Genomic DNA, 26,745 nt, shown 5'->3' with positions numbered 1-26,745 from the left:
AGGCCCATAACGATGTGTGCCATTTCATATGGCAGTGACGCGCAACGGAAGGTGGAGCGACATGTCAGGAAAACGTGCCCTGGTCGCGCTCATGATCGGTCTCGCCGGTGTCGCAAGCGGCTGCGGTCAGGGCGGCGGTACGGCTTCGGCTCCGCAGGGCACGGCTGGCGCGAAGGCCGGCGTGCTGCACGTCTTGGCCAGCATTGACCTCGAGCATCTGGACCCGGCGCGCAACTACGTCACCTCGTCGATGGACGTCGGCAGGCTGATCTACCGCACGCTCACCACCAACGCCGCGGCGCCCGGTCCCGCGGGCGGCGAAATCGTCCCCGACCTGGCGACCGATCTCGGCACTCCCACCGATGGGGCCAGGACCTGGACCTTCACCCTCAAGGAGGGCGTGAAGTTCGAAGACGGGCGCCCGATCACCAGCAAGGACATCAAGTACGGCGTCGAGCGCACCTTCGCCCCCGAGTTCCCCGAGGGCCCGCCGTACGCGCGGATGTGGCTGCGGGGCGGCGACACGTACAAGGGCCCGCTCAACGGAGAGGGCCTGAAGTCGATCGAGACACCCGACGACCGGACGATCGTGTTCCGGCTGAACAGGCCGGTCGCCGACTTCGGCTCGGCCGTCTCGATGCCGTTCTTCGCGCCCGTGCCCAAGGACAAGGAGGCCGGCGTCGCCTACGACAACCGCCCCTTCTCCTCGGGACCATACAAGATCGAGAAGTTCGAACCGAAGAAGCGGATCGAACTCGTCCGCAACGAGCACTGGGACCGTTCGACCGACACCGTGCGCAAGGGACTTCCCGACCGCATCGTCATCGACCTCAACCTCGATCCCGCCGTGATCGACCAGCGGATGATCGCGGGACAGGGCGAGGACGCCGACGCCGTGCAGTTCGAGCCGATCGGCGCCGCCTCCGTCGCCCAGGTGCTCACCAACCCGGCGCTCAAGGAACGCCTGGTCACCGGCGAGTCGATCAACACGAGATTCCTCTCGCTCAACACCAGCAGGAAGCCGCTCGACCAGGTGAAGGTACGGCAGGCGATCGCCTACGCGCTGGACAAGGAGGCGCTGCGCACCGTGCGCGGCGGGCCCATCGCGGGTGACATCGCGACCACCCTCCTGCCGCCGGCGATCCCTGGCCACCGCAAGGAGGATCCGTACCCTGCCAACGTGGCCAAGGCCAAAGCGCTGCTCGCCGAGGCGGGGTTCGCCTCCGGCATCGACCTCGTCCTCGACGCCCCTGCCACGCCCGGCGGCAAGGCGCAGGGCGAGGCGATCCAGGCCTCGCTCGGCCGGGCCGGCATTCGGGTGAAGATCAATGAGATCAGCTCGTCGGCGTTCTGGAGCACGGTCGGCAACGCCAGTCACCAGCATGACCTGGTCATCGACGGCTGGACGCCGGACTGGACGGGAGCCTCGACATACCTGCCGAACGTTCTCGACGGACGGTTCATCGTCAAGCAGGGCAACCAGAACCGGGCACACTACGACTCGACCGAGGTCAACAAGCGCTTCGACGAGATCGCCGCGATGACGGACGCCGCCGCCGCCGCGACCGCCTACGGCGAACTGGCCACCCGGATCATGCGGGACGCGCCGGTCGTGCCGTTCCTGTGGGACAAATCGGCCTTCCTCACCGGGGGGAACGTGACCGGCGCCTACGGGCACGTCGCCTTCGTCGGGCGGGTCGACCTCGCCACGGTCGGCCTCAAGAGTGCCCGATGACGCTCATCCGGGCGGCCGACATACCGGTGGCCGAACCCGCCGTCGCCGTCTCACCGGCCCGCCAGCTCGCCCGGCGCATCCTGGCCGACCGCGCCGCCACCGCCGGTGTCACGGTCATCGCGCTGCTCGTGCTCATGGCCCTCGGCGCTCCCCTGATCACCGCCCTCACCGGTCAGTCGCCCACCGAGTTCCACCCCGAGGCGATCGACCCCGCCTTGGGTGGCCTGCCGAAGGGTCCGTGGGGCGGTATCAGCGCCGAACACCCGCTCGGCGTCGAACCCGCCACGGGCCGCGACGTGCTCGCCCGCGTCGTCTGGGGCGCCCGCCTCTCACTGCTGATCTCCCTGCTGGCCACCCTGCTGGCCACCACGATCGGCACCGTGCTCGGCCTCGTCGCCGGATTCCAGGGCGGTTGGGCCGACATGGTGATCGGCCGCCTGATGGACCTGCTGATGTCCTTTCCGAGCCTGATCTTCATGATCGCCCTCATGTCCGTCGCCCCCGACGGCAACAGGGAGCTGATGCTGGTCGCCGTACTCGGCCTGTTCGGCTGGCCGTACATCGGCAGGATCGTCCGCGGCCAGGCCATGGCGCTGGCGGGCAGGGAGTTCGTCGAGGCCGCGAGGGTGCTGGGGGCGACCCGGAGGGCGATCCTGTTCAGGGAGGTCCTGCCCAACCTCACCGGGCCGATCCTGGTCGTGGCGACGCTGTCGATCCCCGGTTACATCGCCACCGAGGCGGGCCTGTCCTTCCTGGGGGTCGGGGTGCGCCCGCCGACGCCCTCGTGGGGCCAGATGATCGCCTCGGCCGTGCCCTGGTACGCGGCCGATCCTGTCTACTTCCTCGTCCCCGGCCTGTTCTTGCTGGTCACCGTGCTGGCGTTCAACGTGGTCGGCGACGCGCTCGGAGACCTCCGATGATCGTCTATCTTCTCAAACGGCTCGGCGCGGCCGCCGCGATCCTGCTGGTCATCTGCGCGCTCACCTTCACGATCTTCTATATCGCGCCGGACGACCCCGCGCAGAAGGCGTGCGGCAAGGCCTGCACCCCCGAGCGGATCGAGCAGATCCGCGGCCAGCTCGGCCTCGACACGCCGATCCCCGAGCAGTTCGCCTCGTATGTGCGGGGCATCTTCGCCGGGCGCACCTACGGCACGGGACCGACCGCGGTCGAGTGCCCCTTTCCCTGTCTCGGCTTCAGCTTCCAGACCAACGTGCCCGTGCAGGAACTCCTGGTCAGCAGACTGCCGGTGAGCGCGTCCATCGCGGTCGGCGCCGCCGTGCTGTGGCTGCTCGTCGGCGTCGGCGCAGGTGTGCTCGCCGCGCTGCGCAAGGGCTCGTGGTGGGACAGGACGGCGATGGGCGCGGCGCTCGGCGGCATCTCTCTGCCGATCTACCTCACCGCGCTCGTCCTGCAGTACCTCCTCGTCGTGGTGTTCGAAGTCCTGCCCTATCCGAGGGCGGTCGGCCTGCTGGAGGATCCGGCCGGCTGGTTCGCCTCGATGCTGATGCCGTGGATCGCGCTGGCCGCGCTCTACGCGGGCATGTACGCCCGGCTGACGCGCACGGAGCTGATCGGCGCGCTGAACCAGAACTTCGTCCGCACCGCCCGGGCCAAGGGCCTGCCCGAACGCACCGTCGTACGGCGCCACGCGCTGCGGCCCACGCTCACCCCGATCGTGACCGTCTTCGGCATGGACCTCGGCGCGCTGCTCGGTGGCGCGCTGATCACCGAGTCGGTGTTCGGCCTGCCCGGTGTGGGCAAGCTGGCCGCCGACGCGATCAACAGCTCGGACCAGCCGGTGATCCTCGGCGTGACGCTGTTCGCCGCGGCCTTCATCGTCTTCGCGAACGTGATCGTGGACCTGCTCTACGCGGTGCTCGACCCGCGGATCAGGCTGGGGACCTCATGACACTGCTCGACGTCAAGGACCTCAGGGTCTCCTTCGGCGAGACCAGGGCCGTGGACGGCCTGTCCTTCAGCCTGGAACGAGGACGCGTGCTCGGCCTGGTCGGCGAGTCGGGCTGCGGCAAGTCGGTGACCAGCCTCGCCGTCATGGGGCTGCTCAACGGCGCCACGACCAGCGGTGAGATCTGGTTCGACGGCCAGGAACTACTCGGGAGCGACCGGCGGGCCGTCCGCAGGCTGCGCGGCGACCGGCTGGCGATGATCTTCCAGGATCCGCTGTCGTCGCTCAACCCCTACTACCCGGTCGGCTTCCAGATCGCCGAGGCCTACCGGGCGCACCGCCGTACCAGCAGGAAGCAGGCGCGGGCGACCGTGGTCCGGATGCTGGATCGCGTCGGGATCCCCGAAGCGGAGCGGCGCGCCCGCGACTACCCGCACCAGTTCTCCGGGGGCATGCGGCAGCGCGTGATGATCGCGATGGCACTGTGCCTGGAGCCCGAGCTGATCATCGCCGACGAGCCGACGACCGCGCTCGACGTGACCGTGCAGGCGCAGATTCTCGCTCTGCTCGACACGCTGCGCGCGGAGTACGGCACCGCCGTCCTGCTGATCACGCACGACCTCGGCGTGGTCGCGGGGACGGCCGACGAGGTCGTCGTCATGTACGGCGGGCGGGCCGTCGAACGGGGCGAGGTGCACGCGCTGTTCGAGGACCCGCGTGAGCCGTACACCCGCCGCCTGCTGGCCGCCGTCCCCAGGATCGACCGGCCCGTGCCCGACCGTCTGGAGACCCTGTGACCCCCCTGCTGGAAGCCGAAGGCCTGGTCAAGCGCTTCCCCATACGCCACCCACTGACCCGCCGCGTCACCGGCCACCTGACCGCGGTCGACGGCGTCTCCCTGACCGTACGGCGGGGCGAGACGCTCGGCCTGGTCGGCGAGTCCGGCTGCGGCAAGTCGAGCACGGCCAGGCTGATCACCCGGCTGGCCGATCCGACCGGAGGCACGATCCGCTTCGACGGGCGCGACATCACCACGATGGGCGAGGCCACCCTGCGCCCGGTCCGCCGCGACCTACAGATGATCTTTCAGGATCCGTTCTCCTCTCTGAACCCCCGCATGACCGTCGAAACGATCCTGTCGGCGCCCTTCCGTTACCAGGGCCTCAAGCCCGAGCCAGGCCAGATCGCCGAGCTGCTGCGACGGGTGGGGCTGCGCCCGGAGCACGCCGAACGGCTGCCCCACCAGTTCTCCGGCGGCCAGGCCCAGCGGATCGGCATCGCCCGCGCGCTGGCCCTTCACCCGAAGCTGGTCGTCTGCGACGAGCCGGTGTCCGCACTCGACGTCTCCGTACAGGCACAGATCCTCAACCTGCTGCGCGACCTGCAGGAGGAGTTCGAGCTCAGCTACGTGTTCATCGCCCACGACCTCGGCGCCGTGCGCCAGGTGTGCGGCAGGATCGCGGTGATGTACCTCGGCACGGTCGTGGAGATCGCCGACCGTGACGAGCTGTTCGCTCATCCGGCCCACCCGTACACGGCCGCGCTGCTGGCCGCGGTACCGATCCCCGACCCGAGGATCGAGCGGGCCAGGCCCCGCGTCGTGCTCTCCGGTGACCTGCCCAGCCCTGCGAACCCGCCCAGCGGCTGCCCTTTCCGCACCCGGTGCCCGAGAGCGGCCGAGAGATGCGCGCTGGAGCGGCCCGCGCTGGCAGAAGGCGCGCCCGGCCATCGGGTCGCCTGTCATTTCCCCCTCGACACCTCTGTCGATCTCTCCCGCGACGGAGCCCGATGAGCGGGTCCGCAACCGGCGAAAGGAGCCCCGTGACCAGGCTTCACCTGGCCGACCACGTCTTCCCCGTCCCGCTCGACCACACCGATCCCGGCGGCCCTTCGATCGAGGTGTTCGCCCGCGAGGTGGCCGACGCCGCGCGGGCAGGGGAGAACCTGCCATGGCTGCTCTACCTGCAGGGCGGTCCAGGTGGTCGCTCGCCCAGGCCGCTGGGCGCGGACGGCTGGCTCGGTCACGCGCTCAGGACGCACCGGGTGCTGCTGCTCGACCAGCGCGGCACGGGACGCAGTACCCCTGCCACCCCGCGCACCCCTGAGCGGGTCGGCGACCTGGCCGGGTACCTGCGGCACTTCAGGGCCGACTCGATCGTGGCCGACTGCGAGCTGATCCGCCGGCGGCTCGGCGTCGAGCGGTGGGAGACACTGGGCCAGAGCTACGGCGGCTTCCTGACGATGACATACCTGTCGACGGCGCCCGAGGCGCTGAAGGCCTGCTACGTCACAGGCGGGCTGCCCGGCCTGACCGCCACCGCCGACGAGGTCTACGCCTGTACCTACCCGAGGGTCGCGGCCAAGGTCAGGCAGTACTACTCCCGCTATCCCGCCGACACCGGCCGGGTCAGGCGCATCCTCGACCGGCTGCACGAGGGCGGGGTCAGGTTGCCCGACGGCGACCTGCTCACCCCGCACAGGTTCAGGACGCTCGGCCTGGCCTTCGGCATGGGAAACGGGTTCGAACGGGTGCACTGGCTGGTCGAGGACGCCTTCGACGGCGACGAGCTGTCGCACGACTTCCTCTACCAGGTCATGCAGCTCACTGGCTTCACCGGCAACCCGCTCTTCGCGGTGCTGCAGGAGAGCATCTACGGCCAGGGCGCCAAGCCCACCGCCTGGGCGGCCGAGCGGGCCCTGGCCGACTTCCCCCACTTCGGCCGTGCCGCCGACTCGCTGCTGTTCACCGGAGAGATGATCTACCCCTGGATGTTCGAGGAGGTGGCGGCGCTGCGCCCCTTCGCCGAGGCCGCCGACCAGCTCGCCCGTGTGGATGACTGGCCCGCGCTCTACGACCTCGACCGGTTGGCCACCAACCAGGTGCCGGTCGCAGCCGTGGTCTACCACGACGACATGTACGTCGACGCCGGCCTGTCGCTGGAGACCGTCCAGGCCGTCGGCAACGTGCGCGCCTGGGTCACCAACGAGTGGGAGCACGACGGGGTCACCGCCTCGGGCGAGCGGGTGCTCGCCCGTCTCATGGAACTAGCGATCTGAAAGGCCTCCGATGCTGCGTCCATTAGTGCTGGCGACCGCGCTCGCCGCGTCCGTCCTCGCCCTCCCCGCGTCCGCCCACGGCGCCGAGCCCCAAGCCACCGAGGCCCGCGCCGCGGATTGCGCTCTGCCCGGCCGTACCGGCTGGACCGACGAGGGCCACGACACCGACCACCGGCAGTTCCGCGCCGCGACCGGCCGGATCAGGTCCGTCATGCTGTTCGTCGACTTCCCCGACGCGCCCGCCGAGAGCGGCACCGCGCAGTACGCCGATCACTTCGCGCCCGCCCAGCAGTGGCTCGCCGCCGCTTCGTACGGCAAGGCGCGGCTGAGCATCACCCCCGTGCGCAAGTGGTTCAGAATGCCGCAGGACAGCACCACCTACGGCTTCGAGAGGGGCATCAGCTACGAACAGCACCGGCTCTACGTCCGGCAGGCGGTGGCCGCGGCCGACGCCGACGTGGACTTCTCTCTCTACGACATCGTCTACATCGTCCCTTCACGGAACGCAGCGGCGGTGACCTTCTCGCCGACCTACCTGTGGGACCCGGCCCAGAGCGGCGTGGTCGCCGACGGCGCCGAGGTGAAGTGGGGCGTCACGTTCGGCCAGGACATGTGGCGCTGGGGGCACAAGGTGCTCGCGCACGAGACCGGCCACATCTTCGGCCTGCCCGACCTCTACTCCTTCGCCGGACCGGACTATCACCGCTTCGTCGGCGGCTGGGACGTGATGGGGCTGATCAGCGGCCCGTCGCCGCAGCCCTTCGCGTGGCACGCGTGGAAGCTCGGCTGGATCTCCGACGGCCAGGTGGCGTGCGTGCCCGCCTCCGGCGGAAGCTACCGGCTCACCCCCGTCGAGCGGCCTGGCGGGCGCAAGCTCGTCGTGGTCAAGACCGGCGAGACGAGCGCTTACGCGATCGAGTCGCGAAAGGGAAGCGCGTGCTCGGGCGGGATGGTGATCTACAAGATCGACTCGGCGGTAGCCACGGGAGAGGGGCCCATCCGCGTGATGGACGCCAAGCCCGACGCCATCCCCTCGGCCGGTTGCCACGCCCTCGACGACGGCGCCTACGGCTCGGGCGAGGTCTTCACCGACGGGTCGGCGAAGGTGCGCGTCGAGGTCAGGGGCGACGTCGTGCGTGTCGAGCGGCTTCGTGCGTAACCCCTGTCACCCACGTGGGGCGACTCTCCGCACTTGCCACGACTCAATCTGTCGATCATCTCGCTGGCCGGGTGGCCGCTACGCCCGAGCTTCTGGATCGGCCGCCATGACGCCCAGCAGGCGCCGCTAGGTCCAGACAGGCTCTCCGAGGCGCGTGGTGGCCGACAGTACCCTGCAGCCCATACGGCGAGCGGTGTCGTACAGCGTGACCCTGGCCCGCTGCTCGTCCTCGGGCGGAAAGGCGGCCAGGATCTGGTGGTCGAAGTCCGACGCGTAGGTCAGGCGCCACCCGAGGTGCGTGGCGGCGAAGTGGTCCTGCCGGTCGCCGTCCTCGTCCTCGTAGCCGCCTCTGTGCTCCGTGGGCGCGAGCGCCTCGCGCAGGATCCGCAGCCGTTCGTCGTACGGCAGCGCGCTGTCCGACAGCGTCAGGGTGACGTGCTCGCGGACGCGGAACGGCTCGAACCACAGCCCCGCCTGCCTGAACTCGTCGGACAGGATCCGCGTGGAGATCCGCCCGCCCAACCAGCCGTGGAGGAAGCGCGCCGCGCCTGCCTCGTGCTCGTCGTAGGCGACGGCGCGTGGATTCCAGACCACGACGCGCCAGTCGTCGGGCTCTCCCTCGGTCAGCCAGCACAGCGCGTCGCCGTTGTCGGTGCCGGCCCATTCCAGCAGTCCGCCGGGCTCGGGATAGAAGGGGTAAGGACATTCGGCCGGATACTTCTCGCGGAAGGGCCGCTCTCTGCCGAGCAGTCCCTGAGCGCGCTCGATCAGCAGGCCGTGGGCGCCGAACGGGGTGAGCGGCGTGATGTGGTCGACGAACTGGCCGAGCCCGTATCGCTCGATGAGCGCCTTGAAGTCGGCGGGCAGCGCGAGTCCGAGAGCCGCTTCGACCTCATGCCAGTCGCCTCGCGCGTCGACCGGTTCGGTGGGCGGCGGGACGAGAGCGACCAGGTCGTCGATCGTCGTCATGGCCCGCGAGTCTACCGAGGCCGCACGCGTCCGAGATCGGCCGCGGCCCAGGGCGGACGAGGCGGTCGACGCCCTGTCGCGCACCATTGCCTAGGCTCTCCCCTGTGATGGGACAGGGCGGACAGATCCGCAGCGAACGCGTGACCTTTACCGGATCAGCCGGTATCCCTCTGGCGGGCAGGCTGGAGCTGCCCGAAGGCCCGCCCGGAGCGGTCGCGCTGTTCGCGCACTGCTTCACCTGCGGGAAGGACGTCCACGCCGCCTCCCACATCGCCCGCGGACTGGCCAGGCTCGGCATCGCCGTGCTCCGCTTCGACTTCACCGGGCTCGGCCAGTCCGGCGGCGACTTCGGCAACACGGACTTCACCTCCACCATCGAGGACCTCGTCAGGGCCGCCGACCACCTGCGGGCCACCCTCGCGCCGCCTGCCCTGCTCATCGGGCACTCGCTGGGCGGGGCGGCGGTCCTGGCCGCGGCGGAGAGGATCCAGGAGTCGCGGGCGGTGGTGACCATCGGCGCGCCCGCCGATCCCTCCCATGTGGCGGGGCTGTTCCCCGACGCTCCCCTGGCCGAGGCCACAGGGGCGGCGGAGGTGAGCCTGGCGGGCAGGAGGTTCCGCGTCAGCCGCGCCTTCCTTGACGACATCGCCTCCCAGCCGCAGCGCGAGCGCATCGCGAACCTGCGCAGGGCGCTGCTCGTCATGCATGCGCCCACGGACGCGATCGTGGGCGTCGACCACGCCCGGACGATCTTCGAGGCCGCCCGCCATCCCAAGTCGTTCGTCTCGCTCGACGGCGCCGACCATCTCCTGAGCGCCGACGCCGACTCGGCCTACGCGGCCACCGTGATCGCCGCCTGGGCGAGCCGCTACGTGGACGCGCCCGCCGCGCCGCCGTCCGAGCAGCCTGACGGGGTCGTGGAGGTCAGGGAGGTCGGCCGCTACACCCAGGAGATCACCGCGGGCCGCCACCGGCTCACCGCGGACGAGCCGCTCTCGGTGGGCGGCGCCGACGCCGGGCCCACGCCGTACGACCTGCTGCTCGCCGCGCTGGGCGGGTGCACGTCCATGACCATCCGCATGTACGCCGACCGCAAGCGGCTGCCGCTGCAGGGGGTGACGGTACGGCTGCGCCACAGGCGCATCCACGCCAAGGACTGCGCCGACTGCGAGACCGAGGCCGGAACGCTGGACAAGATCGAGCGGGAGATCCTGCTGGAAGGCCCGCTGGACGAGGCTCAGCGCCGCAGGCTCCTCGAGATCGCCGACAAGTGCCCCGTGCATCGCACGCTCACGTCGGAGGTGGTCATCGAGACGGTGGAAGCGCCTGGCGATTCTTAGAGGTTTTCGGCGGCAAGACCGAGCTGTTCCCGCACGATCCCGGTCATCGGCCCGCCTCCTCACGAGCGGCGTCGAGGACCCTCTGGGCGTCGCGTTCGAAGAAGCCGCGCGCCGCGAGGCAGAGCAGCCCGCCCAGCACCATCGGCACGACCAGGATGTACATCGCGGTCACCAGCGAGCCGCTGCTGTCGGAGGAGATGCCCACCACCAGCGGCCCGAACGCCGCGCCCGCCGCGATGAAGAGCTGGAGCACGGCGAAGGCGAGCCCTCGGGAGTCGGCGCCGACCACGTCGGCCAGCGAGGCGGTCATGTTGGGGATGGCCATCGCCGACAGCAGCGAGGAGGCCAGCAGCAGGAGTACGAGCATGGTCAGGGAGTCCATGGAGATGGCCGCGGCCTGCGTCAGCGAGCCCAGCGTGATGCCGGTGCCGCCGACCAGCAGCCTGCCGCCCTTGCGGGTGGCGTGCATGCGCCTGCCGAGCCAGGCCCCGATGAGCGTGCCGCCCACGACGCCCGCCACGCTGATCAGGCCGGCCAGCGACGCCGCGGCGCCGGGGCTGACGCCGTAGCCCCTGACCATCAGGCTCGGCATCCAGAACGCGATGCCCGCAAGGCCGAGGGTGAGCACCATCAGCCCGACGCAGACCATGGTGAGGGTGGGGATCTTCAGGACGTCGCGGAACTGCCTGCCGAAGCGCAGGCGGCCGGTCAGCCTGGCGGCGACGCCCTCCACCTCCTCGGGGCGCGGACCGACCGCGTCGGGCACGGGCTGCGGCTGGGCGGAGTCGCGGGCGATCACCCGGTCCAGGAAGCCGCGCGAGGGCTCCCTGAGCCACCAGACCAGCAGCGCCGTCAGCACCCCAGGGATCGCCATGATCATGAAGGTGGCGCGCCAGCCCATCGCCTGGCCCAGCACGCCGCCGAGCGCGGTGCCGAGGCCACCGAGATAGGTGGTGATGCGTACCAGGCCGTAGGCCTTGGCGCGGGTGAGCGGGGGGTAGTAGTCGGCCAGCAGGCTGCCCGAGGCGGGGTTGTCGATGTTCTCGGCGGCCGCGAGGAAGACCCGCATGGCGAAGAACATCGCGAACCCGACGGCCAGCCCGGAGCCGAGCGTCGCCAGCCCCCAGCAGAAGACGACGATGGCGATGATGCGGGTACGGCTGTAGCGGTCGGCCAGGTAGCCGGCGGGCAGCGCGACGGCGGCCGCCGCGATGGCGGCGGCGGTCGGGATGGACCCCGCGGCGGTGTCGCTGATCCCCCACTCCCGCTGGAGCAGCGGCAGGACGCCGGACAGCAGGCTGTGCTCGACCCTGTCGACCAGGCCGACCAGGAACAGGACCACCAGGGGCGCCCACCCGTAGGGGGCCGGATCGTTCGCGCTGATCCCACGGGCGGGCGGCGCTCCCATGCGCCGACGCTTCTCCGCAACGACCTCGGCCATCGCACTCTCCTCCGCTGCGCCATCGGACAAAGCTAGAAGCAAGTTCTAAAATCTGGTTCTAGCCGAGAGTGACGTAAATGACAACGCCTCACTTCCCGGGAGGCCGGCTTGCGCCTACCTCGTCAGCAGCCCCGCGACGCGGGCGCGGACGTCGGCGGTGTCCAGGCCACGGATGGTGAGCGTGGTGCGGCGCCGTACGACGTCGTCGACGGTGGCGGCCCACTCGTGCTCGCGGGCGTAGACCGCCTGGGCCCAGATGTCGGGGCCGTCCGGGTGGATGCGCTCGCCCAGGCTCGGGTCCTCGCGGATGAGCCTGGCCACGTCGAAGGCGATCGAGCCGTAGTGGGCGGCCAGGTGGCGGGCCACCAGCGGGTCCATCCTCGCGCCCGGCTCCCGCTCGGTGAACAGGCGCATGGCCACCGCGTCGGGGCTGGCCAGGCCGGGCAGCGGCATGGCGGGCAGGATGGCGGCGAGGTCGTCGCCGAGGGGGCGGCCGGGCAGATGGGCCAGGATGTCGAGGACGAGCCTGCCGATGTGGCGGTAGGTGGTCCATTTGCCGCCCGCCACCGACAGCATGCCGCGCCTGCCGCGGGTGACGACGGTCTCCCGCTTGGCGGCGGCCACCCGGCCAGGCCCGCCAGGCAGCACCCGCAGCCCGGCGAAGGCGTAGGTGATGTCCTCCCGCCGCAGCTGTGAGTCCTGTACGGCGTGCCCCGCCTCGGAGAGGATCTGCGCGATGTCGGCGTCGGTGGCCCGCACGCCGGCGGGGTCGCCCTCGTACTCCTCGTCGGTGGTGCCCAGCAGCAGGTGGTCCTCCCACGGGATGGCGAACGAGACCCGGTACTTGTCGATCGGCGTGGTCAGCGCCGCCTTCCACGGCTCCTGGCGGCGCATGACCAGGTGGGCGCCCTTGGACAGCCGGATGCTCGGCGCGGCCGCCGGGTCCTCCATCCTGCGCAGGTGGTCCACCCACGGCCCCGTCGCGTTCAGCACCAGGTGGGCGTCGACGCCGAACTCGCCGCCGTCGAGGCGGTCGCGCAGTTCGGCGCCCGAGACGGTGCCGCGGGCCGTACGCAGGCCGACCACCTCGGCGTGGTTGAGCACGACCGCGCCCGCCTCGACGGCCGCCCGCACGGTCATCACCGCGACGCGGCTGTCGTTCATCTGGTGGTCGCCGTAGACGGCGGCGGCGCGCAGCCCCTCCGCGCGCAGCGCGGGAACCCTGGCCAGGGCCTGCTGCGGGGTGACGACCCTGCCGGGGCCGTCGCCGAAGGCCGACAGCGCCGAGTACAGGAACACGCCCGCGCCCAGCTTGGCCGCCCCGTGCGGGCCGCCCCTGTAGATCGGGACCACGAAGCTGAGCGGCGTGACCAGGTGCGGAGCCACGTCTGCGGCCAGCGCCCTGCGCTCGCGATGGTTCTCGGCGACGAGTTTGAGGTTGCCGGTCTGCAGGTAGCGCAGTCCGCCGTGGACCAGCTTGGAGGAGGCGCTGGAGGTGGCGCCGGCGAAGTCGCCCGCGTCCACCATCGCCACCCGCAGCCCCGCCTGGGCGGCCATCCAGGTCACTGAGGTGCCCAGGATGCCGCCGCCGATGACGAGCAGGTCATAGGTGGTCCTGGACAGTTCCGCGCGGGTCTCGGCTCTGGTGCCGCGCGTGGCGATGGTCATGGACGTGTCTCCTTCGGGGAACGCGGGGCAGGCGGGGGGCCGGTCACTGCTCGACCCAGTCGAGCGTGCGGGCCACGGCCTTCTTCCAGTAGTGGTAGTCGCGCTCCCTCGAGGGGCCGCCCGCCACGGGGCGCCACTCGGCGGCCCTGTGCCAGTTGGCGCGCAGGCTGTCGAGGTCGGGCCAGTAACCCGTGGCCAGACCTGCCGCGTAGGCGGCGCCCAGCGCCGTGGTCTCGGCGACCACCGGGCGGATCACCGGCACCGCCAGCACGTCGGCCAGGGTCTGCATGAGCAGGTTGTCGGCCGTCATGCCGCCGTCGACCCGCAGAGAGGTCAGCGCGAGGCCAGCGTCGGCGTCCATCGCGTCGACCACCTCCCTGGTCTGGAAGGCGGTCGCCTCCAGCACCGCCCGCGCGATGTGCCCCTTGGTCACGAACGCCGTCAGCCCGGCGATCACGCCGCGGGCGTCCGAGCGCCAGTGCGGGGCGAACAGGCCGGAGAAGGCGGGCACGAAGTAGCAGCCGCCGTTGTCGTCCACGGTCTTGGCCAGGGTCTCGATCTCGGCGGCGCTGGAGATCAGGCCGAGGTTGTCGCGCAGCCACTGCACCAGCGACCCTGTCACCGCGATCGCGCCCTCCAGCGCGTACGTGGCGGGCGCGTCGCCGATCTGGTAGCCGACCGTGGTGAGCAGCCCGTGCTTGGAGGTGACCGGCTCGTGGCCGGTGTTCATCAGCAGGAAGCTGCCCGAGCCGTACGTGCTCTTGGTCTCACCCGGCGCGAAGCAGGTCTGGCCGAACAGCGCGGCCTGCTGGTCGCCGAGGGCGGAGGCCACGGGGATGCCCCTGTGGTGGCCGTAGACCTCCACCGAGGGACGGATCTCCGGCAGCATCGCCCGCGGCACGTCCAGCACGGCCAGGAGGTCGTCGTCCCAGGCCAGCGTGTGGATGTTCATCATGAGCGTACGGCTGGCGTTGGTCACGTCCGTGACGTGCCTGCCGGTGAGCTTCCAGATCAGCCAGCTGTCGACGGTGCCGAACAGGACCTCGCCGCGCTCGGCCCGCCCGCGCAGCCCTGGCGTCTCCTCCAGCAGCCAGCGCAACTTGGGGCCTGAGAAGTAGGTGGTCAGCGGCAGCCCCGCCCGTTCGCGGAACAGCTCCTCGGAGTTTGCGAGCGAGCGGATCAGGCCATCGGTCCTGGTGTCCTGCCAGACGATCGCGGGGCTCACCGGCTCGCCGGTGAGCCGGTCCCAGACGACGGTGGTCTCACGCTGGTTGGTGATGCCGAGCGCGGCGATGTCGAGCCCGCCCACCGCGTCGTCCAGTACGGCCCGCACCGCCTCCCAGATCTCGGCGGCGTCGTGCTCCACCCAGCCGGGGCGGGGGAAGATCTGCCGATGCTCGCGCTGGGCGACGGAGATGATGTTGCCGCCCTGGTCGAACACGATGCATCGGCTGGACGTGGTGCCCTGGTCGATGGCTGCGACATAGTGCTGTCGAGGCACGGGGTTCCTCGCATGTCTCTCAAAGTGTTCGACAATGCCGAACGCTGAAGGGAATGGTATTCGGTCGCCGACTGGTGTCAACAGGGGTGGCGCGCCTCATCGCGCCAGGTCCCTGCTGATGGCCCTGGCGGCGTCGCGGACGTAGGAGACGAAGCCCATGTCCAGCCGCCCGTCGGCCGCCAGGCGCTCGACCGCCCCCCTGATGCCGATCGCGCCCACGGCCACGCCCCTGCCGTCCTTGATCGGGGCGGCGACGGACACCTCGCCCTCCTCGAACTCCTCCATGTCGGCGGCCCACCCCCTGGCTCTGGCCAGGTCGAGCTCCTGGTGGAGCGCCTCCCTTGTGAGGATCGTCTTCTTGGTGCAGGCGGCCAGCTGGAGGGGGGCCTCGCCGTAGGGGTCGAAGGCGAGCAGGACCTTGCCCAGCGCCGTGGCGTGGGCCGGCAGGTGGGCGCCGACCTGCAGGACCTGCATGCTGTCGTCGGGCCTGAAGACGTGATGGATCACCAGGACCTGGCCCTCGTGGAAGGTGCCGATCCAGACGCTCTCCCTGCTGCGGCCGGCCAGGCCGTCGGCCCAGTTCAGCGAGCGGGCACGCAGCTCGTTGACGTCGAGGTAGCTGCTGCCAAGGTGCAGCAGTGTGGCGCCGAGCCGGTACTTGCCCGTCACGCCGTCCTGCTCCACGAAGCCCACGTGGACCAGCGTGCGCAGGATGCCGTGCAGCGTTCCCTTGGGCAGGCCCATGGCCCTGGCCAGCTCGGCCACACCCAGCTGCCGCGAGCCGGAGGCGAGCAGTCTCAGGATCGCCGCGGCTCTCTCGACAGATTGAATCGTCTCTCCCACTCCGGCAACGATAGCCGTGTTCGGGATTGCCGAACACCGTGGGAGATCGTACGCTCCGGGCATGACGGAACTCTCCTTCACCGGCACCCGGGGCACGATCACCACCCGGGTCTGGCCACACGAGCGGCCGCGCTGTCTGGTGGTGCTGGTCCACGGATACGGCGAGCACATCGGCCGCTACGAGCACGTGGCCGACGTCCTGGTACGGCACGGCGCCGCGGTCTACGGCCCCGACCACCTCGGTCACGGCAGGTCGGACGGCGAGCGCGTCCTGATCGAGGACTTCGAGGACGTCGTCACCGACGTCCGCACGGTGGAGGAGCACGCCAGGGCCGAGCACCCGGGAGTGCCCGTCGTGGTCATCGGCCACTCCATGGGCGGCCTGATCGCCACCCGCCACGCCCAGCGCTACGGCAGCGGGCTGGCCGCCCTGGTCCTGACGGGGCCGGTGATCGGCGAATGGGAGGTGATCCCCGCGCTGCTCGCGCTGGAGGAGATCCCCGACATCCCCATCGACCCCGCCACGCTGTCGCGTGACCCCTCCGTGGGGACGGCGTACGCCCAGGACCCGCTGGTCTGGCACGGCCCTTTCAAGCGGCCGACGCTGGAGGCGTTCTCCAGGGCCTTCGAGACGATCGCCAAGGGCGGTGACCTCGGGCGGCTGCCGACCCTGTGGATCCACGGCGCCGACGACCAGCTCGTGCCGCTGTCGGCCAGCCGTACGGGCATCGAGACGATCAGGGGCGAGAACCTCACCGAGGTGATCTATCAGGGGGCGCGGCACGAGGTCTTCAACGAGACCAACAGGGACGAGGTGCTGGGCGAGGTCACGGCGTTCATCGACCGCGTCCTGGGGTGAGCGCTCGCCTCCGTCCCGCCTGGTGCGGCAGGAGGCACGCGGCCGTCCGGGCGGCCGTGAAGAACCCTTAAGCGGGTTTCGCCAGGCCGAAGGGGTGGCCGTAAGGAATCCTTAAGCGGGCTCCGCCAGGCTGGAGGCACAGCAACGGCGGGTCCCACGGATCCGCTCCACCCATAGCGCGAGAAGGACAACAAGATGGCGAGCAGGCTGGTGGTTTCGACCTTCGTGTCGTTGGACGGCGTCATGCAGGGCCCCGGCGGGCCTGGCGAGGACGACTCCAACGGCTTCCCGCACGGCGGATGGCTGCCCCCGCACGTGGACGAGGGGTTCGGCCGCATCATGGGCGAGCAGTTCGAGCGCGCGGACGGCCTGCTGCTGGGCCGCAGGTCGTATGACATCCTCGCCTCCCACTGGCCCCACGTGCCCGACGAGGAGGGCGGCGCCAAGATCAACAGCATGGCGAAGTACGTCGCCACCAGGAAGCCGATGAACGCCGAGTGGCGCAACACGCAGGTCCTGGTGGGCGAGGCCGCCCAGACGGTCGCCGAGCTCAAGCGGAGCGCCGACGGCGAGATCCTCGTGCAGGGCAGCGGCGACCTCATTCGCTCGCTGCAGGAGGCCGAGCTGGTCGACGAGTACCGCCTGCTGGTCTTCCCCGTCGTCCTCGGCCAGGGCAAGCGGCTGTTCGCCGAGGGGGCCACCCCTGCGGGGCTGAAGCTCACCGGCGCGACCGCCACCGACGCCGGCGTGGCGTACCTCACCTACGAGTGGGCGGGCAAGCCCGTCTACGGCTCCGTCGTCTAGCGTCCACAGCGACTGCTCCAACTATTCAGAATAGTGGAGCAGCGCGCCCGGGCCCTGACGACCCGGGCGCGAGGCCCTCCAGTTCAGAGCCGGTCGAGGATTTTCTCCATCTGCGCGATCTCGGCCTGTTGGGCGCTCTCGATCACCCTGGCCAGCTCCTTCGCGTCCGGATCGGCGCCCTGCGCCCGCTCGGTGCGGGCCATCTCGATCGCGCCTCTGTGGTGGGCGATCATCAGCTCGGCGAAGCGCCGGTCGAAGGCCGCGCCCTTGGCCGCCTTGAGCTGCTTCATGTCCTGCTCGGACATGATGCCGGGCATGTCGTGGTGCATCCCGCCGGTGGGCGCGGACGCGCCCCAGGCGGTGAGCCAGCCCTTCATGGTCTGGATCTCCGGGTCCTGAGCGGCCTTGATCTTGGCGGCGAGCTCCTTGATCTCGGTGTCGGCCGCGCGCGGCCCGGCCAGCTCGGCCATCTCCACGGCCTGTTCGTGGTGCGGGATCATCATCTGCGCGAACATCACGTCCGCGGCGTTGAAGGACGGCGTTCCTGCCGGAGTGGTGGCGGGAGCGGCGGAGCCGGACATCCGGCCGTGCCCCGCCAGGATGCAGCGCGACACCCGCGTCGCGGCACGCGATCCCCTCATCACTCCCCCTGCGACGGCCCCCTACTCACTATCTACTCTAGTAGATTGGATCAGGAGGTCGACCGGCCCGGTGCGGCCGGAAGAGGCTTGTCCGGGGGCCGAAGAATGCTTCGGCGGGTCGCTGGGGGCGAGCGCTTCGGCCGGTCCGGGGCCGACTTGGTTCCTGACGGGGTCGCGCAGCAGAATGAAGGCATGCGACCTTGGGTGAAGATCGTCTGCGCGGTCCTGATCGTGGCGATGGCCGGTTCAGCGCTGGTGTCGGCGGCGAACCTCCTCATGGGCGCCTTCTAGGGATCAGAAGCGCGCCGCGCCGCCTCGGCCTGGCCGGCGCGTCATGAGCCCTCGGCGTTGCCGGCGTGGCCAGGGCCTGCGGCCTGGGAACTGGTGAGGGATTCCGCACCAGGGTTGCCATGCGGGACGTCGAGGATGATGTCGGCGGCGCGGGCGATGACCGGAGCGCGGGTGCGGCCGGGGTGGTCGGCGGCGAGGAAGTGGCTGCCGATGGCCGTGCAGAAGGCGAGCAGGGCGCGCGCCTCGACCTCGTCGGGGTCGGCGCAGAAGGTGCTGATCGCGTCGCGCGCCAACTGCATGCGCTTGTTGTCCACGCGGCGCAGGCGGTCGGCGACGGTGCGGCCGCTGTCGCTGCCGGCGCTCCTGACGGTGGAGTTGACACCGAGCAGCAGGCCGGGCTGCGGCAGCGGCCCGGGCGTGCTCTGCCGCGTACCGGACGGCGGCGCTTGGAGCGCCTCCGGCTGCCGGGCCGGGGGTGATGGTGCCGGCCTGAGTGTGCCGCACGCCGCCGACCTGCTGGAGTGTGACCCGGTCACGGTGCGCGCGTCGTGCCGGACAACGCCTCCACGCACATCGGCAAGGCGCTCCAGGGCCGCCGAGACCCCCTAGACGCTCTTGTGGACGGTCTTGCGCGACTCGTACCAGGTGTCGCCGACGGGCTCGCCCGCCAGGTTCCAGCTCCACGAGACGGTCGGGGTGATGCGGATGAAGATGCCGGGCCCGACCATTCCGACCCGTTCGAACGGCTGCTCGGCATGGCCGTAGATCCTGATGCCCCGCGCGACGAAGGGGTCGAGGGAGACCAGGTCGTCGATGACCAGGGCGACCTGGTGGCCGCCCGCCTCGACGTTGCGGAACTTGCGGGTGGCGACGACGGTCGGACCTCCGCCGATCCAGAAGTGGGCGCCGTCGAACTCGAACGCGGTCGGGACCACGTCGGGCTGCCCGTCGGCGGCACAGGTCGCCAGGCGCGCGAGCGGCTGGGACCGCAGGTAGGCGATCTCCTCGTCGGTGAACGACATGAGGCCTCTCCTCGGGATCGTGCCGCCACCCGCCGCTGCGGGCGCGGCTGATTCGTACAAGAGCCGCAGGGGTCATGGTGCGTACGTTCGGCCGCATGACTGACAGGGACGACATGAGGGCCGGCGCCTCCGAGTCTGGCAGATCGGGGTTCGGGGAGCGCGGCACGACAGACCGCATGAGGATCGGCGTGGGTCTGCCCGCCGCGGTGCCCGGTACCGACATGACCACGCTGGGACAGTGGGCGGCCGACAGTCAACGCGCCGGTTTCGACGCCGTCGGCGTGATCGACAGGCTCGTCTACGACAATCTGGAACCGTTGACGGCGCTGGCCGCCGCCGCTGCCCGCACCTCGCGGGTCGAGCTGTGAGCGGCGGATGAGGGCTCAGCCGCTGCGGCGCTGCCTCAGCAGCTCCATCGCCCTGCCGACCCTGCGGCGGCGGGTCTCGGGCTGCTTCGCGCCCTCGACCGAGAGCACGAACCAGCGGCGCCTGCTGTAGGAGAGCGTGTCCCAGAAGGCCTTGGCCCCGGCGTCGGCCTCCAGCTCCCCGGCGAGGTCGGCGGGGACGTCGACCGTGCGCTCCTCGACGTCCAGCTCGACCTGGACGTCGAGGACGTCGCCGGCGGCGACGCCCGCCGCCTCACGCCGTTCCGCGCTGACGCCCAGCCAGTAGTCCCCGCCCATCCTGGCGATCGAGGAGCGGAAGACGAACCCGTTGAGCGTGACGGTGACCTTGGGACGACCGCCGCCACCCAGACCCTTGACGACCTCCTCCGGCACCTGGAGGCCGGTCGTGGTCTTGCCTGTTCCGATGAGTTCGGCGGTGAAGTTCACGATGCGCTCCTCAAGGTCGGTGCCCCGAGCCTCCCACCGACAAAATAATTTGTCAACGACCTCTCAGGAAGCGGCGTCGAGGCTCGATGTGGCGGCGCGCTGGACGGCCGTGGCGCGGGTCAGGAAGTCGAGGATCAGCTCCAGCTGCTCGTCGCTGTAACCGAGGTAGAGCTCGGTCAGCCCCGCCACCAGCTCGTCGAAGAGCTCGCCGAATCCGGCGAGCTTCTCGTGGTCCACCTCCACGATGACCTTCCGCCGGTCGCGGGCGTCGCGGGTGCGGCGCACCAGCCCCTTGGCCTCCAGCCGGTCGATCAGCCCGCTGACGGAGGCGGGAGCGAGTCCCGTGTACTCACACAGCTCCCCCGCGGTCAGCGGCCCGTGCCGCTGGAGCAGGTCGAGCGCCTTCTCCTCCGTCATGCCGAGCCCCATGCGCGCCCCCACGGCGGTGTGGAACATGACCGCAGCGTTGCTGTTCTCCCGCCCTGCCAGGAAGAGCGACTCGAGAAGTTTCTTTCGGTTCTCCGAAATATCCGTTGACACGCGCCGCCCTCTCCCGCATATATTTCGTTCGGCCGAACTAAATAATGTGGAAAGGATATCACGATGAAGGCTCTGATCATCGGCTGCGGCATCGGCGGTCCGGCAACGGCGATGGCGCTCCGGCAGGTGGGCATCGACGCGGAGATCTTCGAGGCCTACGACCGGGCCGCCGACGACGTCGGCTCGTTCCTGAACGTCGCCTCCAACGGCCTGGACGCCCTGCGTACCCTCGACGCCCACAAGGCGGTCATGGCGGCGGGGATCCCCACGCCTCGCATGGTCATGTGGAGCGGCACGGGCAGGCGGCTCGGCGAGGTCGCCAACGGCCTGGCCCTGGACGACGGCACCGTCAGCCACACCATCCAGCGCTCCGATCTCTACCGCGTCGTGCGCGACGAGGCCCTCGGCCGGGGGATACCGATCACGTACAGCAGGCGCCTGGTCTCCTACGAGGAGAGCGAGAAGGGCGTCACCGCCCGCTTCGAGAACGGCGCCGAGGCCACCGGCGACATCATCGTCGCCGCCGACGGCCTGCACTCGCGCACCCGTACCCTCCTCGACCAGGCCGCGCCCGCGCCCCGCTACAGCGGCCTGTACAACCTCGGCGGCATCGTCGAGGACGCCGGCGTCACCGGCGAGCCGGGCGTCTACAACATGGTCTTCGGCAGGAAGGCGTTCTTCGGCTACACCGTGGCCGCCTCGGGCCAGACCTGGTGGTTCGCCAACCTGCCGCGCCGGCTCGGCGACGAGCCCGCCGACTGGCGGGCCGCGCTCGCCGAGGCGCTCGCGGGCGACGACGACCGTTTCGCCGGCCTCGTCCGCCGCGGCAGCGTGGATCCCGGCCTGCCGATCCACGACCTGCCCCCTGTGCCGACCTGGCACCGTGGCAGGGTGCTGCTCACCGGCGACGCCGCGCACGCCACCTCACCCAGCTCGGGACAGGGCGCCTCGATGGCGATCGAGGACGCGATAGTGCTGGCCGCCTGCCTGCGCGAGGAGCCCGGCCACACCGCTGCCTTCGAGAGCTACGAGCGCCGGCGGCGCGCCCGCGTCGAGCGGGTGGTGGCCTGGTCGAGGAAGATCAGCGACCGCAAGGCGGCGGGACCCGTCGCCAGGGTCCTCAGGGATCTGATGCTCCCCGTCTTCCTCAGGAGGTCGGCGGGCGACGAGTCCCTCGCGTGGATGTACCGCCACCACATCGACCTGTGAGAATGGACGGCACAGAGAGCGTGGAGGGCGTGGTGGGTCGAAGGCCGACGATCGACAGAGCCGAGCTGGCCCGGCTGGTCGAGGCGGGGATGAGCGTGCAGGCGCTGGCGGCGCACTTCGGCGTCAGCGAGTCGGGAGTCCTGCAGGCCAAGCGGGCCGCGGGCCTGGCCAAGCCGCAGATGGACCACGGCGCGGCGCTGCCGTGGACTCTCAGCCGCGCGCACGCCCAGTCGGGGCCCGCGACGAACCTGCGCAATCTCTCCGTCGCCGCGCAGGGCGGACGGGTGGCTCCCGAGCGGCTCAACACCGCCGTGCGGTGGGCGCGCAGGCTTGCCGAACAGGGCCTCGATGTGGCCTACGACCCCGCGAACGGATTCACGGAGATCCCTGCCTCCCCGTCGGGCTCACATGTCGCCCGGATCTTGGAAAGCGCCTTGAAGGCCGTCGAACCAGGCTGATCGCGGCGTTTCGACACTTGTCTGCGGGGCAGTCGGATGGCCAATCACGGTCCATCACGACAGACCCGGAGGCGTCTGATGACCACGGAAACTCTGATCTGGGTGGCCGTCGTCGTGGTGGTGGTGGCAGCCATCGCCGCGATCGGCTACGTCGTCCTGCAACAGCAACGCCGGGCTCGCCTCCGCGACCGATTCGGTCCAGAGTACGAGCGCATGGTCTCCGAACACGAGAGCAGGCGTGAGGCCGAACAGGAGATGCTGGCCCGCGAGCAGCGCTTCGCCGAGCTCGACATCCGCCCCCTCGACTCCGACGCCAGGGACAACTACGCCAAGCGCTGGCTCGAAGTGCAGGAGCGCTTCGTCGACGCGCCGGGTTTCGCGGTGACGGAGGCCGACCAGCTGGTGACCTCGGTCATGAGCGACCGCGGCTATCCGACCAATGACTTCGAGGAGAAGGTCTCCACCCTGTCGGTGGGCCACAGCGCCACGCTCGACCGCTACCGCCAGGCCCACGAGATCAGCGGGCGCGCCGCCAGGAAGGAGGCCTCCACCGAGGAGCTCCGCCAGGCGATGGTGCACTACCGCGCGCTGTTCGAAGAGTTGCTGCAGAACGATTCCCCCCACCACACCCGTCACGACCCCGGAGGACGGTGACGATATGGATGAGCGCCGGCACGTAGAGGATGAGCTCCAGGTGCCACAACAGCGCGTCGACGATAGACGGGACGACCCCGACGCCGTGGGCGACCCGACCGATCGTGACTTCCAGGCGACGGCCGACACCAGGTCCGAGCACGGCCAGACCTGGGAGGGCCAGACCAGGGACGACCGGATCCAGGACGACCGGCTGAGGGACGACCCAGCCCGGAACGACCTGGCCAGGGACGACGTCGCCAGGGACGACCTGAGCCAGGACGACCAGACGCCGGACCCTCGCTACAGGGACCCCTACGACAGGACGGGTGACGTCCTGGTCGCGGGGACCACCGACGCCGGCACTCAGCCCATGGCGGGGCCAGGGGCGGGATCCACGACAGGGTCCGCAGCCGATGCCACCATCGAGCCCGCCACCCCGTCCACGACCGAGCCCGCCGGGACGGCCGAGCCGGCCGGGGAGCAGCCTGAAGGGCAGGCCGCGCCCGTCCGCTCGGGACACCTGCTCGACCAGGACCCCGAGCAGGTCCGCACCCGCTGGCGCGAACTGCAGGCCTCGTTCGTCGACGACCCTCGAGAGTCGGTCGAGCGAGCCGACCTCCTGGTGGAGGAGCTGGTCTCCACCCTGACCGCCCGCACGACGGAGATGCGCGACAGATGGAAGAACGCGGGTGAGGGCGAGACCGAGCAGCTGCGCCTGGCCCTGCGCGAATACCGCGAGATGCTCGAACGGCTGCTCACGCTCGGTTCGGGAGAGAGGTGATCTGACATGCTCGCCATCGTGGCCGCGATCATTTTCGGGCTGGGCTTCCTGCTCGATCTGCTCAACACGAGGATCGCGGGGATCAGCGGTATGGCCTTCGCGCTGCTCGGCCTGTGCCTGCTCGCCCTTCATCAGGCGGGAATCGGCACTGCCAGCGTCAGCAGCTACAGAGGAGGCGGCTGGCGCCGTACGCGCCGCTAGCACGGGAACGTGGAAGGGGCGCCCCCGGGCGGGGGCGCCCCTTCGCGCGTGAGGAGCGCGTCCGGCCCGCTGTACGCCCGCTCGGCTCGGTACTCTGCCGGGGTCCGGTCGTGGCCGGGAGCAGGAGCAGGTCCCGAGCACCCGGAAGCAAGTCCCAAGACGGGTAGCCCGGCGTTCAGACGGCGTAGCCGGGAGCAGGCCCCGGGACGCCTTAGCCGGGAAGCCTCAGGCGGCGTGCCGGGAGCGGGTAGCAGGGTAGGCCGGGAGCGGGTAGCAGGGTAGGCCGGAGCGGGTCCCAGGCGGGGTTCCCGAAAGCGGTTCAGAGGGGCAGAAGCGCCGTCATCGAGGGAGTCTGCGCGCGAACCTCATCGTCACCGTGCTGCCTTCGTGGCCGGTGCGGAAGGTGATGCCGTTGGTCAGCTTGCGCGCCACCCACAGCCCCATGCCATGGGTGGCGTACGGGGTGGGCGCCGCGCTGCCAGGGCGCCCCACCACGTTCCATCGTCCCTCGTCGTGGATCTCCACGACGAGGTCGCCCGGCTCGTTCCACACGCGCAGGCGGGCCTTGCCCGAGGTTCCGTGGGTCACCGCGTTGGTGGCCACCTCGTTGACGGCGATCAGCAGATCGCCGACGCTCTCCTCGGTCAGGCCCGCGTCACGCGCGTGGATCGCCGCGAAGTGACGGACCTCAGGAAGATCGGGGAGGCGGAAGGCCAGTTCCTTGACCGGAGGCCCTGCGTCCTCGTTCACCTGTGAAACCGCCTAGCGTTCCGAGATCAGTTCGGTCCTGAGCTGGTCGAGGACCTTGCGAAGGATACGGGAGACGTGCATCTGCGAGATGCCGAATTCGGCGGCGATCTCGGCCTGCGTCATGTTGCCGAAGAAGCGCAGCAACAGGATGTTCTTCTCCCTCGTGGGCAGGGCGTCGATGAGGGGCTTGACGGCCTGCTGGTCGACCAGGTTGTTGAGCGTGTCGTCGTCCTCGGGGATGACGTCCCCGAGTGAGGCGGCGTCGTCGTCGGCGCCGAGCGGCGCGTCGAGCGAGAGCGTGCTGTAGGCGGCGGACGCGTCGAGCGTGAGCAGCACGTCCTCCTCCGATATGTTCATCTTCGCCGCCAGCTCGGCCACGGTCGGCGAGCGGCCGAGGTCCTGGCTGAGGTCGGAGACCAGGCGGTTGAGCTCGGAGCGACGCTCCTGGTAGAGCCTCGGCACCCTGATCGCCCAGGTGCGGTCCCTGAAGTGCCGCTTGACCTCGCCGGTCATCGTGACGACGGCGTAGCCCCTGAAGGCGTGACCGAGGCTGGCGTCGAAGCCGTTGATGGCCTTCATGAGCCCGACGTAGGCGGCCTGGAGCAGGTCCTCCATCGGCTCGCCTCGGTAGCGGTAGCGCCTTGCGATCTCGGTGGCCAGCGGCCTGTGCATCTCGACCACGCGCTCGCGCAGTCGTTCCTTGACGGAGTCAGGAGTCTGTTCGCTGACCATCTCGGCCAGAAGCTCTTCGGCGGTCATCTCTTCGAGGGCGAGTTGCTGAACAGCCATCGCTGGGTGCTCCTATATATGTCGCCGGCCGCCCCTGCACAGCGAAAAAGCCCAGGCAGAGGCGCGCCTCTATCGAGGTCGCTCAGAAGCCCTCTGCTGGACTTCGCTTCTATTTTTCCCACATTAGGGTGGAGTATTCAACCCCTGTCTTCTGACAGTAAGGTTGCTCTGCCGGGGTTGGATCAATGGGAGGCGTTCGTGACGGTGTCGGAGAACGGTGAGTGGCCGGTGGCCGCCCTGAACCTGACGTCGTCGACCGCGGGTGGGCTCGCGGTGGTCGAGGTGGACGGGATTCTCGACGCGACGACGAGGGAGCAGTTCGCCGACTTCCTCTCGGACGTCGTGGCCTCGCACGGGCCCGACCTGGTTCTCGACCTGTCGGCCGTGACGTTCATGGACTCCAGGGCGCTGGGCCTGATCGTGCACCACTGGCAGACCAGCACGTCGGCGGGCGCCAGATTCGCGCTCGTGGGGGTGCGCTACTCCCCCTCCAAGGTCATGTGGATCACCGGGCTCGCTCAGCGTCTGCCGCTCTACGAGACCCTCGACGAGGCCATGGCCGCGCTGGGCTGAAGCAGGCCCTCAGCGCTGCTTGCGCTGGTGCTCCTCGACGAGCAGACGGGCGAGGTCGGCGACCTTGACCTGGTGGTGCTGGGAGACGCGGCGCAGCTCCTCGAAGGCCGCCTCCGAGCTGCATCCGCTCGACTTCATGATGATGCCCTTGGCCTGGTCGATGATCGCCCTGCCGGCGAGCGCCTCCTGCATCTGGGCGGCGTCGGTGCGGACCTCGTCGAAGTCCCACATGTTGGCCATGGCCACCCCGACCTGCTCGCTCAGCATCTCCGCCAGCGGTGCGGCCGCCTGGGCGGTGAAGGCTCCGGGGCGCACGCCGTACAGGCCGACCACCAGCAGCACAGGGGCGACCTCTATCGGCAGCAGGAGCACCGAGCGCACACCCCACCTGGTCGCCAGGCCGGAGTAGCGGGCCCAGCGCCGGTCGCGCAGCACATCGCCGATCACGACGCGCTGCCGCGTGTTACGCGCCTCGATGGAGGGGCCCTCGCCGATCTCGCGCTCACCCTCGACCAGCATGATCAGCTCGCTGTGCGAGCCGGACACCAGTACTCTGTCGTCGCGCCACAGCTCGGCCGAGCCGCCGGAGCAGCCTGGAACGCCCCTGGCCAGGGTGGTTGTGAGGCCCCGAAGTACGCTTTCACTCGAAGTGTCCTCACCCACCCGCCCGAGCGTCGCAAGATCTCGCGCCAACACAGAGGTGATCATTCTAGCCATGGCGAATCCCTTCCCGATG

At 70.3% G+C, this 26,745-nt stretch carries 30 protein-coding genes; 17 read left to right on the top strand and 13 right to left on the bottom strand.

Going from position 1 to position 26,745, the window contains the following annotated elements; translation table 11 throughout:
• The first annotated feature begins 61 nt into the window (after window positions 1–61).
• Genes ABFX50_RS36365 through ABFX50_RS36335 form a run of 7 tightly spaced genes read left to right on the top strand, consistent with a single transcriptional unit; the run spans window position 62 to window position 7,860 of the window.
• Window positions 62–1,735, top strand: a complete 1,674-nt coding sequence (locus ABFX50_RS36365; protein ID WP_346152958.1) for an ABC transporter substrate-binding protein — start codon at window positions 62–64, stop codon at window positions 1,733–1,735.
• Entirely contained in the window at window positions 1,732–2,655 is a 924-nt protein-coding gene (locus tag ABFX50_RS36360) for an ABC transporter permease (RefSeq protein ID WP_346152956.1), read from the top strand. Before ABFX50_RS36365 ends, ABFX50_RS36360 begins: the two co-directional genes overlap by 4 nt.
• On the top strand, window positions 2,652–3,647 hold the full coding sequence (locus ABFX50_RS36355) for an ABC transporter permease (protein ID WP_346152954.1): 996 nt from the start codon (window positions 2,652–2,654) through the stop codon (window positions 3,645–3,647). The genes ABFX50_RS36360 and ABFX50_RS36355 overlap by 4 nt, the downstream gene beginning before the upstream one ends.
• The gene (locus ABFX50_RS36350) at window positions 3,644–4,441 is read left to right on the top strand and encodes an ABC transporter ATP-binding protein (protein ID WP_346152952.1); all 798 of its coding nucleotides are present in this window, start codon (window positions 3,644–3,646) and stop codon (window positions 4,439–4,441) included. The genes ABFX50_RS36355 and ABFX50_RS36350 overlap by 4 nt, the downstream gene beginning before the upstream one ends.
• Window positions 4,438–5,436, top strand: coding sequence for an ABC transporter ATP-binding protein (locus ABFX50_RS36345; protein ID WP_346152951.1), 999 nt, complete (start codon window positions 4,438–4,440; stop codon window positions 5,434–5,436). Before ABFX50_RS36350 ends, ABFX50_RS36345 begins: the two co-directional genes overlap by 4 nt.
• A gap of 29 nt (window positions 5,437–5,465) precedes the next feature.
• Complete coding sequence (locus tag ABFX50_RS36340; RefSeq protein WP_346152948.1) at window positions 5,466–6,701, top strand: alpha/beta fold hydrolase; 1,236 nt, start codon at window positions 5,466–5,468, stop codon at window positions 6,699–6,701.
• Between the two features lie 10 nt (window positions 6,702–6,711).
• Window positions 6,712–7,860 (top strand): M6 family metalloprotease domain-containing protein, encoded by a 1,149-nt coding sequence (locus ABFX50_RS36335; RefSeq protein WP_346152946.1) that lies wholly within the window; start codon window positions 6,712–6,714, stop codon window positions 7,858–7,860.
• Between the two features lie 126 nt (window positions 7,861–7,986).
• Here ABFX50_RS36335 and ABFX50_RS36330 read toward each other — a convergent pair whose 3' ends face one another.
• Entirely contained in the window at window positions 7,987–8,829 is an 843-nt protein-coding gene (locus ABFX50_RS36330; protein WP_346152944.1) for an SMI1/KNR4 family protein, read from the bottom strand.
• 107 nt (window positions 8,830–8,936) lie between these two features.
• On the opposite strand from ABFX50_RS36330, the gene ABFX50_RS36325 reads away from it, so the two are divergent.
• A complete protein-coding gene (locus tag ABFX50_RS36325) occupies window positions 8,937–10,169 on the top strand; it encodes a bifunctional alpha/beta hydrolase/OsmC family protein (RefSeq protein WP_346153051.1) in 1,233 nt (410 codons plus the stop codon).
• A 43-nt stretch (window positions 10,170–10,212) separates the two neighbouring features.
• Here the strand turns inward: ABFX50_RS36325 and ABFX50_RS36320 are convergent, their stop codons facing one another.
• The 4 genes from ABFX50_RS36320 to ABFX50_RS36305 all read right to left on the bottom strand — a co-directional run bounded on the left by ABFX50_RS36320 (window position 10,213) and on the right by ABFX50_RS36305 (window position 15,622).
• Window positions 10,213–11,610, bottom strand: coding sequence for an MFS transporter (locus ABFX50_RS36320; protein ID WP_183659479.1), 1,398 nt, complete (start codon window positions 11,608–11,610; stop codon window positions 10,213–10,215).
• A gap of 114 nt (window positions 11,611–11,724) precedes the next feature.
• Window positions 11,725–13,278, bottom strand: coding sequence for a glycerol-3-phosphate dehydrogenase/oxidase (locus ABFX50_RS36315; RefSeq protein WP_346152942.1), 1,554 nt, complete (start codon window positions 13,276–13,278; stop codon window positions 11,725–11,727).
• Between the two features lie 43 nt (window positions 13,279–13,321).
• A complete protein-coding gene (gene glpK / locus ABFX50_RS36310; RefSeq protein ID WP_346152941.1) occupies window positions 13,322–14,779 on the bottom strand; it encodes a glycerol kinase GlpK in 1,458 nt (485 codons plus the stop codon).
• 96 nt (window positions 14,780–14,875) lie between these two features.
• Window positions 14,876–15,622 (bottom strand): IclR family transcriptional regulator, encoded by a 747-nt coding sequence (locus ABFX50_RS36305; protein ID WP_346152940.1) that lies wholly within the window; start codon window positions 15,620–15,622, stop codon window positions 14,876–14,878.
• Between the two features lie 61 nt (window positions 15,623–15,683).
• Here ABFX50_RS36305 and ABFX50_RS36300 point away from each other — a divergent pair, with 61 nt between their 5' ends.
• Window positions 15,684–16,481 carry an alpha/beta hydrolase gene (locus ABFX50_RS36300; protein WP_346152938.1) on the top strand — a complete coding sequence of 266 codons (798 nt, stop codon included), beginning with the start codon at window positions 15,684–15,686 and terminating at the stop codon, window positions 16,479–16,481.
• Window positions 16,482–16,676: 195 nt separating this feature from the next.
• Window positions 16,677–17,285: a dihydrofolate reductase family protein gene (locus ABFX50_RS36295; protein ID WP_346152936.1), complete on the top strand. Its 609-nt coding sequence runs from the start codon at window positions 16,677–16,679 to the stop codon at window positions 17,283–17,285.
• An 83-nt stretch (window positions 17,286–17,368) separates the two neighbouring features.
• Here the strand turns inward: ABFX50_RS36295 and ABFX50_RS36290 are convergent, their stop codons facing one another.
• The 3 genes from ABFX50_RS36290 to ABFX50_RS36280 all read right to left on the bottom strand — a co-directional run bounded on the left by ABFX50_RS36290 (window position 17,369) and on the right by ABFX50_RS36280 (window position 19,239).
• Complete coding sequence (locus tag ABFX50_RS36290) at window positions 17,369–17,926, bottom strand: DUF305 domain-containing protein (protein ID WP_346152934.1); 558 nt, start codon at window positions 17,924–17,926, stop codon at window positions 17,369–17,371.
• A gap of 332 nt (window positions 17,927–18,258) precedes the next feature.
• Window positions 18,259–18,753, bottom strand: a complete 495-nt coding sequence (locus ABFX50_RS36285; protein ID WP_346152932.1) for a hypothetical protein — start codon at window positions 18,751–18,753, stop codon at window positions 18,259–18,261.
• Window positions 18,754–18,822: 69 nt separating this feature from the next.
• On the bottom strand, window positions 18,823–19,239 hold the full coding sequence (locus ABFX50_RS36280) for a PPOX class F420-dependent oxidoreductase (RefSeq protein WP_346152930.1): 417 nt from the start codon (window positions 19,237–19,239) through the stop codon (window positions 18,823–18,825).
• Window positions 19,240–19,334: 95 nt separating this feature from the next.
• Here ABFX50_RS36280 and ABFX50_RS36275 point away from each other — a divergent pair, with 95 nt between their 5' ends.
• Window positions 19,335–19,607, top strand: a complete 273-nt coding sequence (locus ABFX50_RS36275; protein ID WP_346152929.1) for a hypothetical protein — start codon at window positions 19,335–19,337, stop codon at window positions 19,605–19,607.
• 15 nt (window positions 19,608–19,622) lie between these two features.
• Here the strand turns inward: ABFX50_RS36275 and ABFX50_RS36270 are convergent, their stop codons facing one another.
• Together ABFX50_RS36270 and ABFX50_RS36265 are read right to left on the bottom strand one after the other, a co-directional pair.
• On the bottom strand, window positions 19,623–20,072 hold the full coding sequence (locus ABFX50_RS36270) for a YdeI/OmpD-associated family protein (protein WP_346152927.1): 450 nt from the start codon (window positions 20,070–20,072) through the stop codon (window positions 19,623–19,625).
• Between the two features lie 63 nt (window positions 20,073–20,135).
• Window positions 20,136–20,528, bottom strand: a complete 393-nt coding sequence (locus tag ABFX50_RS36265) for a MarR family winged helix-turn-helix transcriptional regulator (protein ID WP_346152925.1) — start codon at window positions 20,526–20,528, stop codon at window positions 20,136–20,138.
• 147 nt (window positions 20,529–20,675) lie between these two features.
• Here ABFX50_RS36265 and ABFX50_RS36260 point away from each other — a divergent pair, with 147 nt between their 5' ends.
• The 5 genes from ABFX50_RS36260 to ABFX50_RS36240 all read left to right on the top strand — a co-directional run bounded on the left by ABFX50_RS36260 (window position 20,676) and on the right by ABFX50_RS36240 (window position 23,897).
• Window positions 20,676–21,821: an FAD-dependent oxidoreductase gene (locus tag ABFX50_RS36260; RefSeq protein WP_346152923.1), complete on the top strand. Its 1,146-nt coding sequence runs from the start codon at window positions 20,676–20,678 to the stop codon at window positions 21,819–21,821.
• A 2-nt stretch (window positions 21,822–21,823) separates the two neighbouring features.
• The gene (locus ABFX50_RS36255) at window positions 21,824–22,279 is read left to right on the top strand and encodes a helix-turn-helix domain-containing protein (RefSeq protein WP_346152922.1); all 456 of its coding nucleotides are present in this window, start codon (window positions 21,824–21,826) and stop codon (window positions 22,277–22,279) included.
• Between the two features lie 78 nt (window positions 22,280–22,357).
• A complete protein-coding gene (locus tag ABFX50_RS36250; protein WP_346152921.1) occupies window positions 22,358–22,933 on the top strand; it encodes a hypothetical protein in 576 nt (191 codons plus the stop codon).
• A 40-nt stretch (window positions 22,934–22,973) separates the two neighbouring features.
• Complete coding sequence (locus ABFX50_RS36245; RefSeq protein WP_346152920.1) at window positions 22,974–23,696, top strand: hypothetical protein; 723 nt, start codon at window positions 22,974–22,976, stop codon at window positions 23,694–23,696.
• Between the two features lie 6 nt (window positions 23,697–23,702).
• Window positions 23,703–23,897 carry a hypothetical protein gene (locus ABFX50_RS36240; RefSeq protein ID WP_183659447.1) on the top strand — a complete coding sequence of 65 codons (195 nt, stop codon included), beginning with the start codon at window positions 23,703–23,705 and terminating at the stop codon, window positions 23,895–23,897.
• Between the two features lie 339 nt (window positions 23,898–24,236).
• Here ABFX50_RS36240 and ABFX50_RS36235 read toward each other — a convergent pair whose 3' ends face one another.
• Both ABFX50_RS36235 and ABFX50_RS36230 read right to left on the bottom strand, forming a co-directional pair.
• A complete protein-coding gene (locus ABFX50_RS36235) occupies window positions 24,237–24,647 on the bottom strand; it encodes an ATP-binding protein (protein ID WP_346152917.1) in 411 nt (136 codons plus the stop codon).
• A 12-nt stretch (window positions 24,648–24,659) separates the two neighbouring features.
• Window positions 24,660–25,436, bottom strand: coding sequence for a SigB/SigF/SigG family RNA polymerase sigma factor (locus tag ABFX50_RS36230; RefSeq protein WP_183659443.1), 777 nt, complete (start codon window positions 25,434–25,436; stop codon window positions 24,660–24,662).
• A gap of 198 nt (window positions 25,437–25,634) precedes the next feature.
• Between ABFX50_RS36230 and ABFX50_RS36225 the strand changes: the two genes are divergently transcribed.
• Window positions 25,635–26,009 carry an STAS domain-containing protein gene (locus ABFX50_RS36225; RefSeq protein WP_346121200.1) on the top strand — a complete coding sequence of 125 codons (375 nt, stop codon included), beginning with the start codon at window positions 25,635–25,637 and terminating at the stop codon, window positions 26,007–26,009.
• Between the two features lie 9 nt (window positions 26,010–26,018).
• Here ABFX50_RS36225 and ABFX50_RS36220 read toward each other — a convergent pair whose 3' ends face one another.
• On the bottom strand, window positions 26,019–26,717 hold the full coding sequence (locus ABFX50_RS36220) for a GAF and ANTAR domain-containing protein (protein WP_246453577.1): 699 nt from the start codon (window positions 26,715–26,717) through the stop codon (window positions 26,019–26,021).
• Between the last annotated feature and the right edge of the window lie 28 nt (window positions 26,718–26,745).

Origin of the sequence: Nonomuraea recticatena (assembly GCF_039533245.1) — a bacterium.
GTDB lineage: Bacteria > Actinomycetota > Actinomycetes > Streptosporangiales > Streptosporangiaceae > Nonomuraea > Nonomuraea roseola.
This window is presented reverse-complemented; position numbering and strand designations above follow the sequence as displayed.

What these genes read in the sequence shown, in the direction of transcription:
- ABFX50_RS36365 (WP_346152958.1), top strand. Translation starts at nt 62, where the DNA reads ATGTCAGGAAAACGTGCCCTGGTCGCGCTCATGATCGGTCTCGCCGGT.
- ABFX50_RS36360 (WP_346152956.1), top strand. Translation starts at nt 1,732, where the DNA reads ATGACGCTCATCCGGGCGGCCGACATACCGGTGGCCGAACCCGCCGTC.
- ABFX50_RS36355 (WP_346152954.1), top strand. Translation starts at nt 2,652, where the DNA reads ATGATCGTCTATCTTCTCAAACGGCTCGGCGCGGCCGCCGCGATCCTG.
- ABFX50_RS36350 (WP_346152952.1), top strand. Translation starts at nt 3,644, where the DNA reads ATGACACTGCTCGACGTCAAGGACCTCAGGGTCTCCTTCGGCGAGACC.
- ABFX50_RS36335 (WP_346152946.1), top strand. Translation starts at nt 6,712, where the DNA reads ATGCTGCGTCCATTAGTGCTGGCGACCGCGCTCGCCGCGTCCGTCCTC.
- ABFX50_RS36330 (WP_346152944.1), bottom strand. Translation starts at nt 8,829, where the DNA reads ATGACGACGATCGACGACCTGGTCGCTCTCGTCCCGCCGCCCACCGAA.
- ABFX50_RS36325 (WP_346153051.1), top strand. Translation starts at nt 8,937, where the DNA reads ATGGGACAGGGCGGACAGATCCGCAGCGAACGCGTGACCTTTACCGGA.
- ABFX50_RS36320 (WP_183659479.1), bottom strand. Translation starts at nt 11,610, where the DNA reads ATGGCCGAGGTCGTTGCGGAGAAGCGTCGGCGCATGGGAGCGCCGCCC.
- ABFX50_RS36315 (WP_346152942.1), bottom strand. Translation starts at nt 13,278, where the DNA reads ATGACCATCGCCACGCGCGGCACCAGAGCCGAGACCCGCGCGGAACTG.
- ABFX50_RS36300 (WP_346152938.1), top strand. Translation starts at nt 15,684, where the DNA reads ATGACGGAACTCTCCTTCACCGGCACCCGGGGCACGATCACCACCCGG.
- ABFX50_RS36295 (WP_346152936.1), top strand. Translation starts at nt 16,677, where the DNA reads ATGGCGAGCAGGCTGGTGGTTTCGACCTTCGTGTCGTTGGACGGCGTC.
- ABFX50_RS36290 (WP_346152934.1), bottom strand. Translation starts at nt 17,926, where the DNA reads ATGAGGGGATCGCGTGCCGCGACGCGGGTGTCGCGCTGCATCCTGGCG.
- ABFX50_RS36280 (WP_346152930.1), bottom strand. Translation starts at nt 19,239, where the DNA reads ATGTCGTTCACCGACGAGGAGATCGCCTACCTGCGGTCCCAGCCGCTC.
- ABFX50_RS36275 (WP_346152929.1), top strand. Translation starts at nt 19,335, where the DNA reads ATGACTGACAGGGACGACATGAGGGCCGGCGCCTCCGAGTCTGGCAGA.
- ABFX50_RS36265 (WP_346152925.1), bottom strand. Translation starts at nt 20,528, where the DNA reads ATGTTCCACACCGCCGTGGGGGCGCGCATGGGGCTCGGCATGACGGAG.
- ABFX50_RS36260 (WP_346152923.1), top strand. Translation starts at nt 20,676, where the DNA reads ATGAAGGCTCTGATCATCGGCTGCGGCATCGGCGGTCCGGCAACGGCG.
- ABFX50_RS36255 (WP_346152922.1), top strand. Translation starts at nt 21,824, where the DNA reads ATGGACGGCACAGAGAGCGTGGAGGGCGTGGTGGGTCGAAGGCCGACG.
- ABFX50_RS36250 (WP_346152921.1), top strand. Translation starts at nt 22,358, where the DNA reads ATGACCACGGAAACTCTGATCTGGGTGGCCGTCGTCGTGGTGGTGGTG.
- ABFX50_RS36240 (WP_183659447.1), top strand. Translation starts at nt 23,703, where the DNA reads ATGCTCGCCATCGTGGCCGCGATCATTTTCGGGCTGGGCTTCCTGCTC.
- ABFX50_RS36230 (WP_183659443.1), bottom strand. Translation starts at nt 25,436, where the DNA reads ATGGCTGTTCAGCAACTCGCCCTCGAAGAGATGACCGCCGAAGAGCTT.
- ABFX50_RS36220 (WP_246453577.1), bottom strand. Translation starts at nt 26,717, where the DNA reads ATGATCACCTCTGTGTTGGCGCGAGATCTTGCGACGCTCGGGCGGGTG.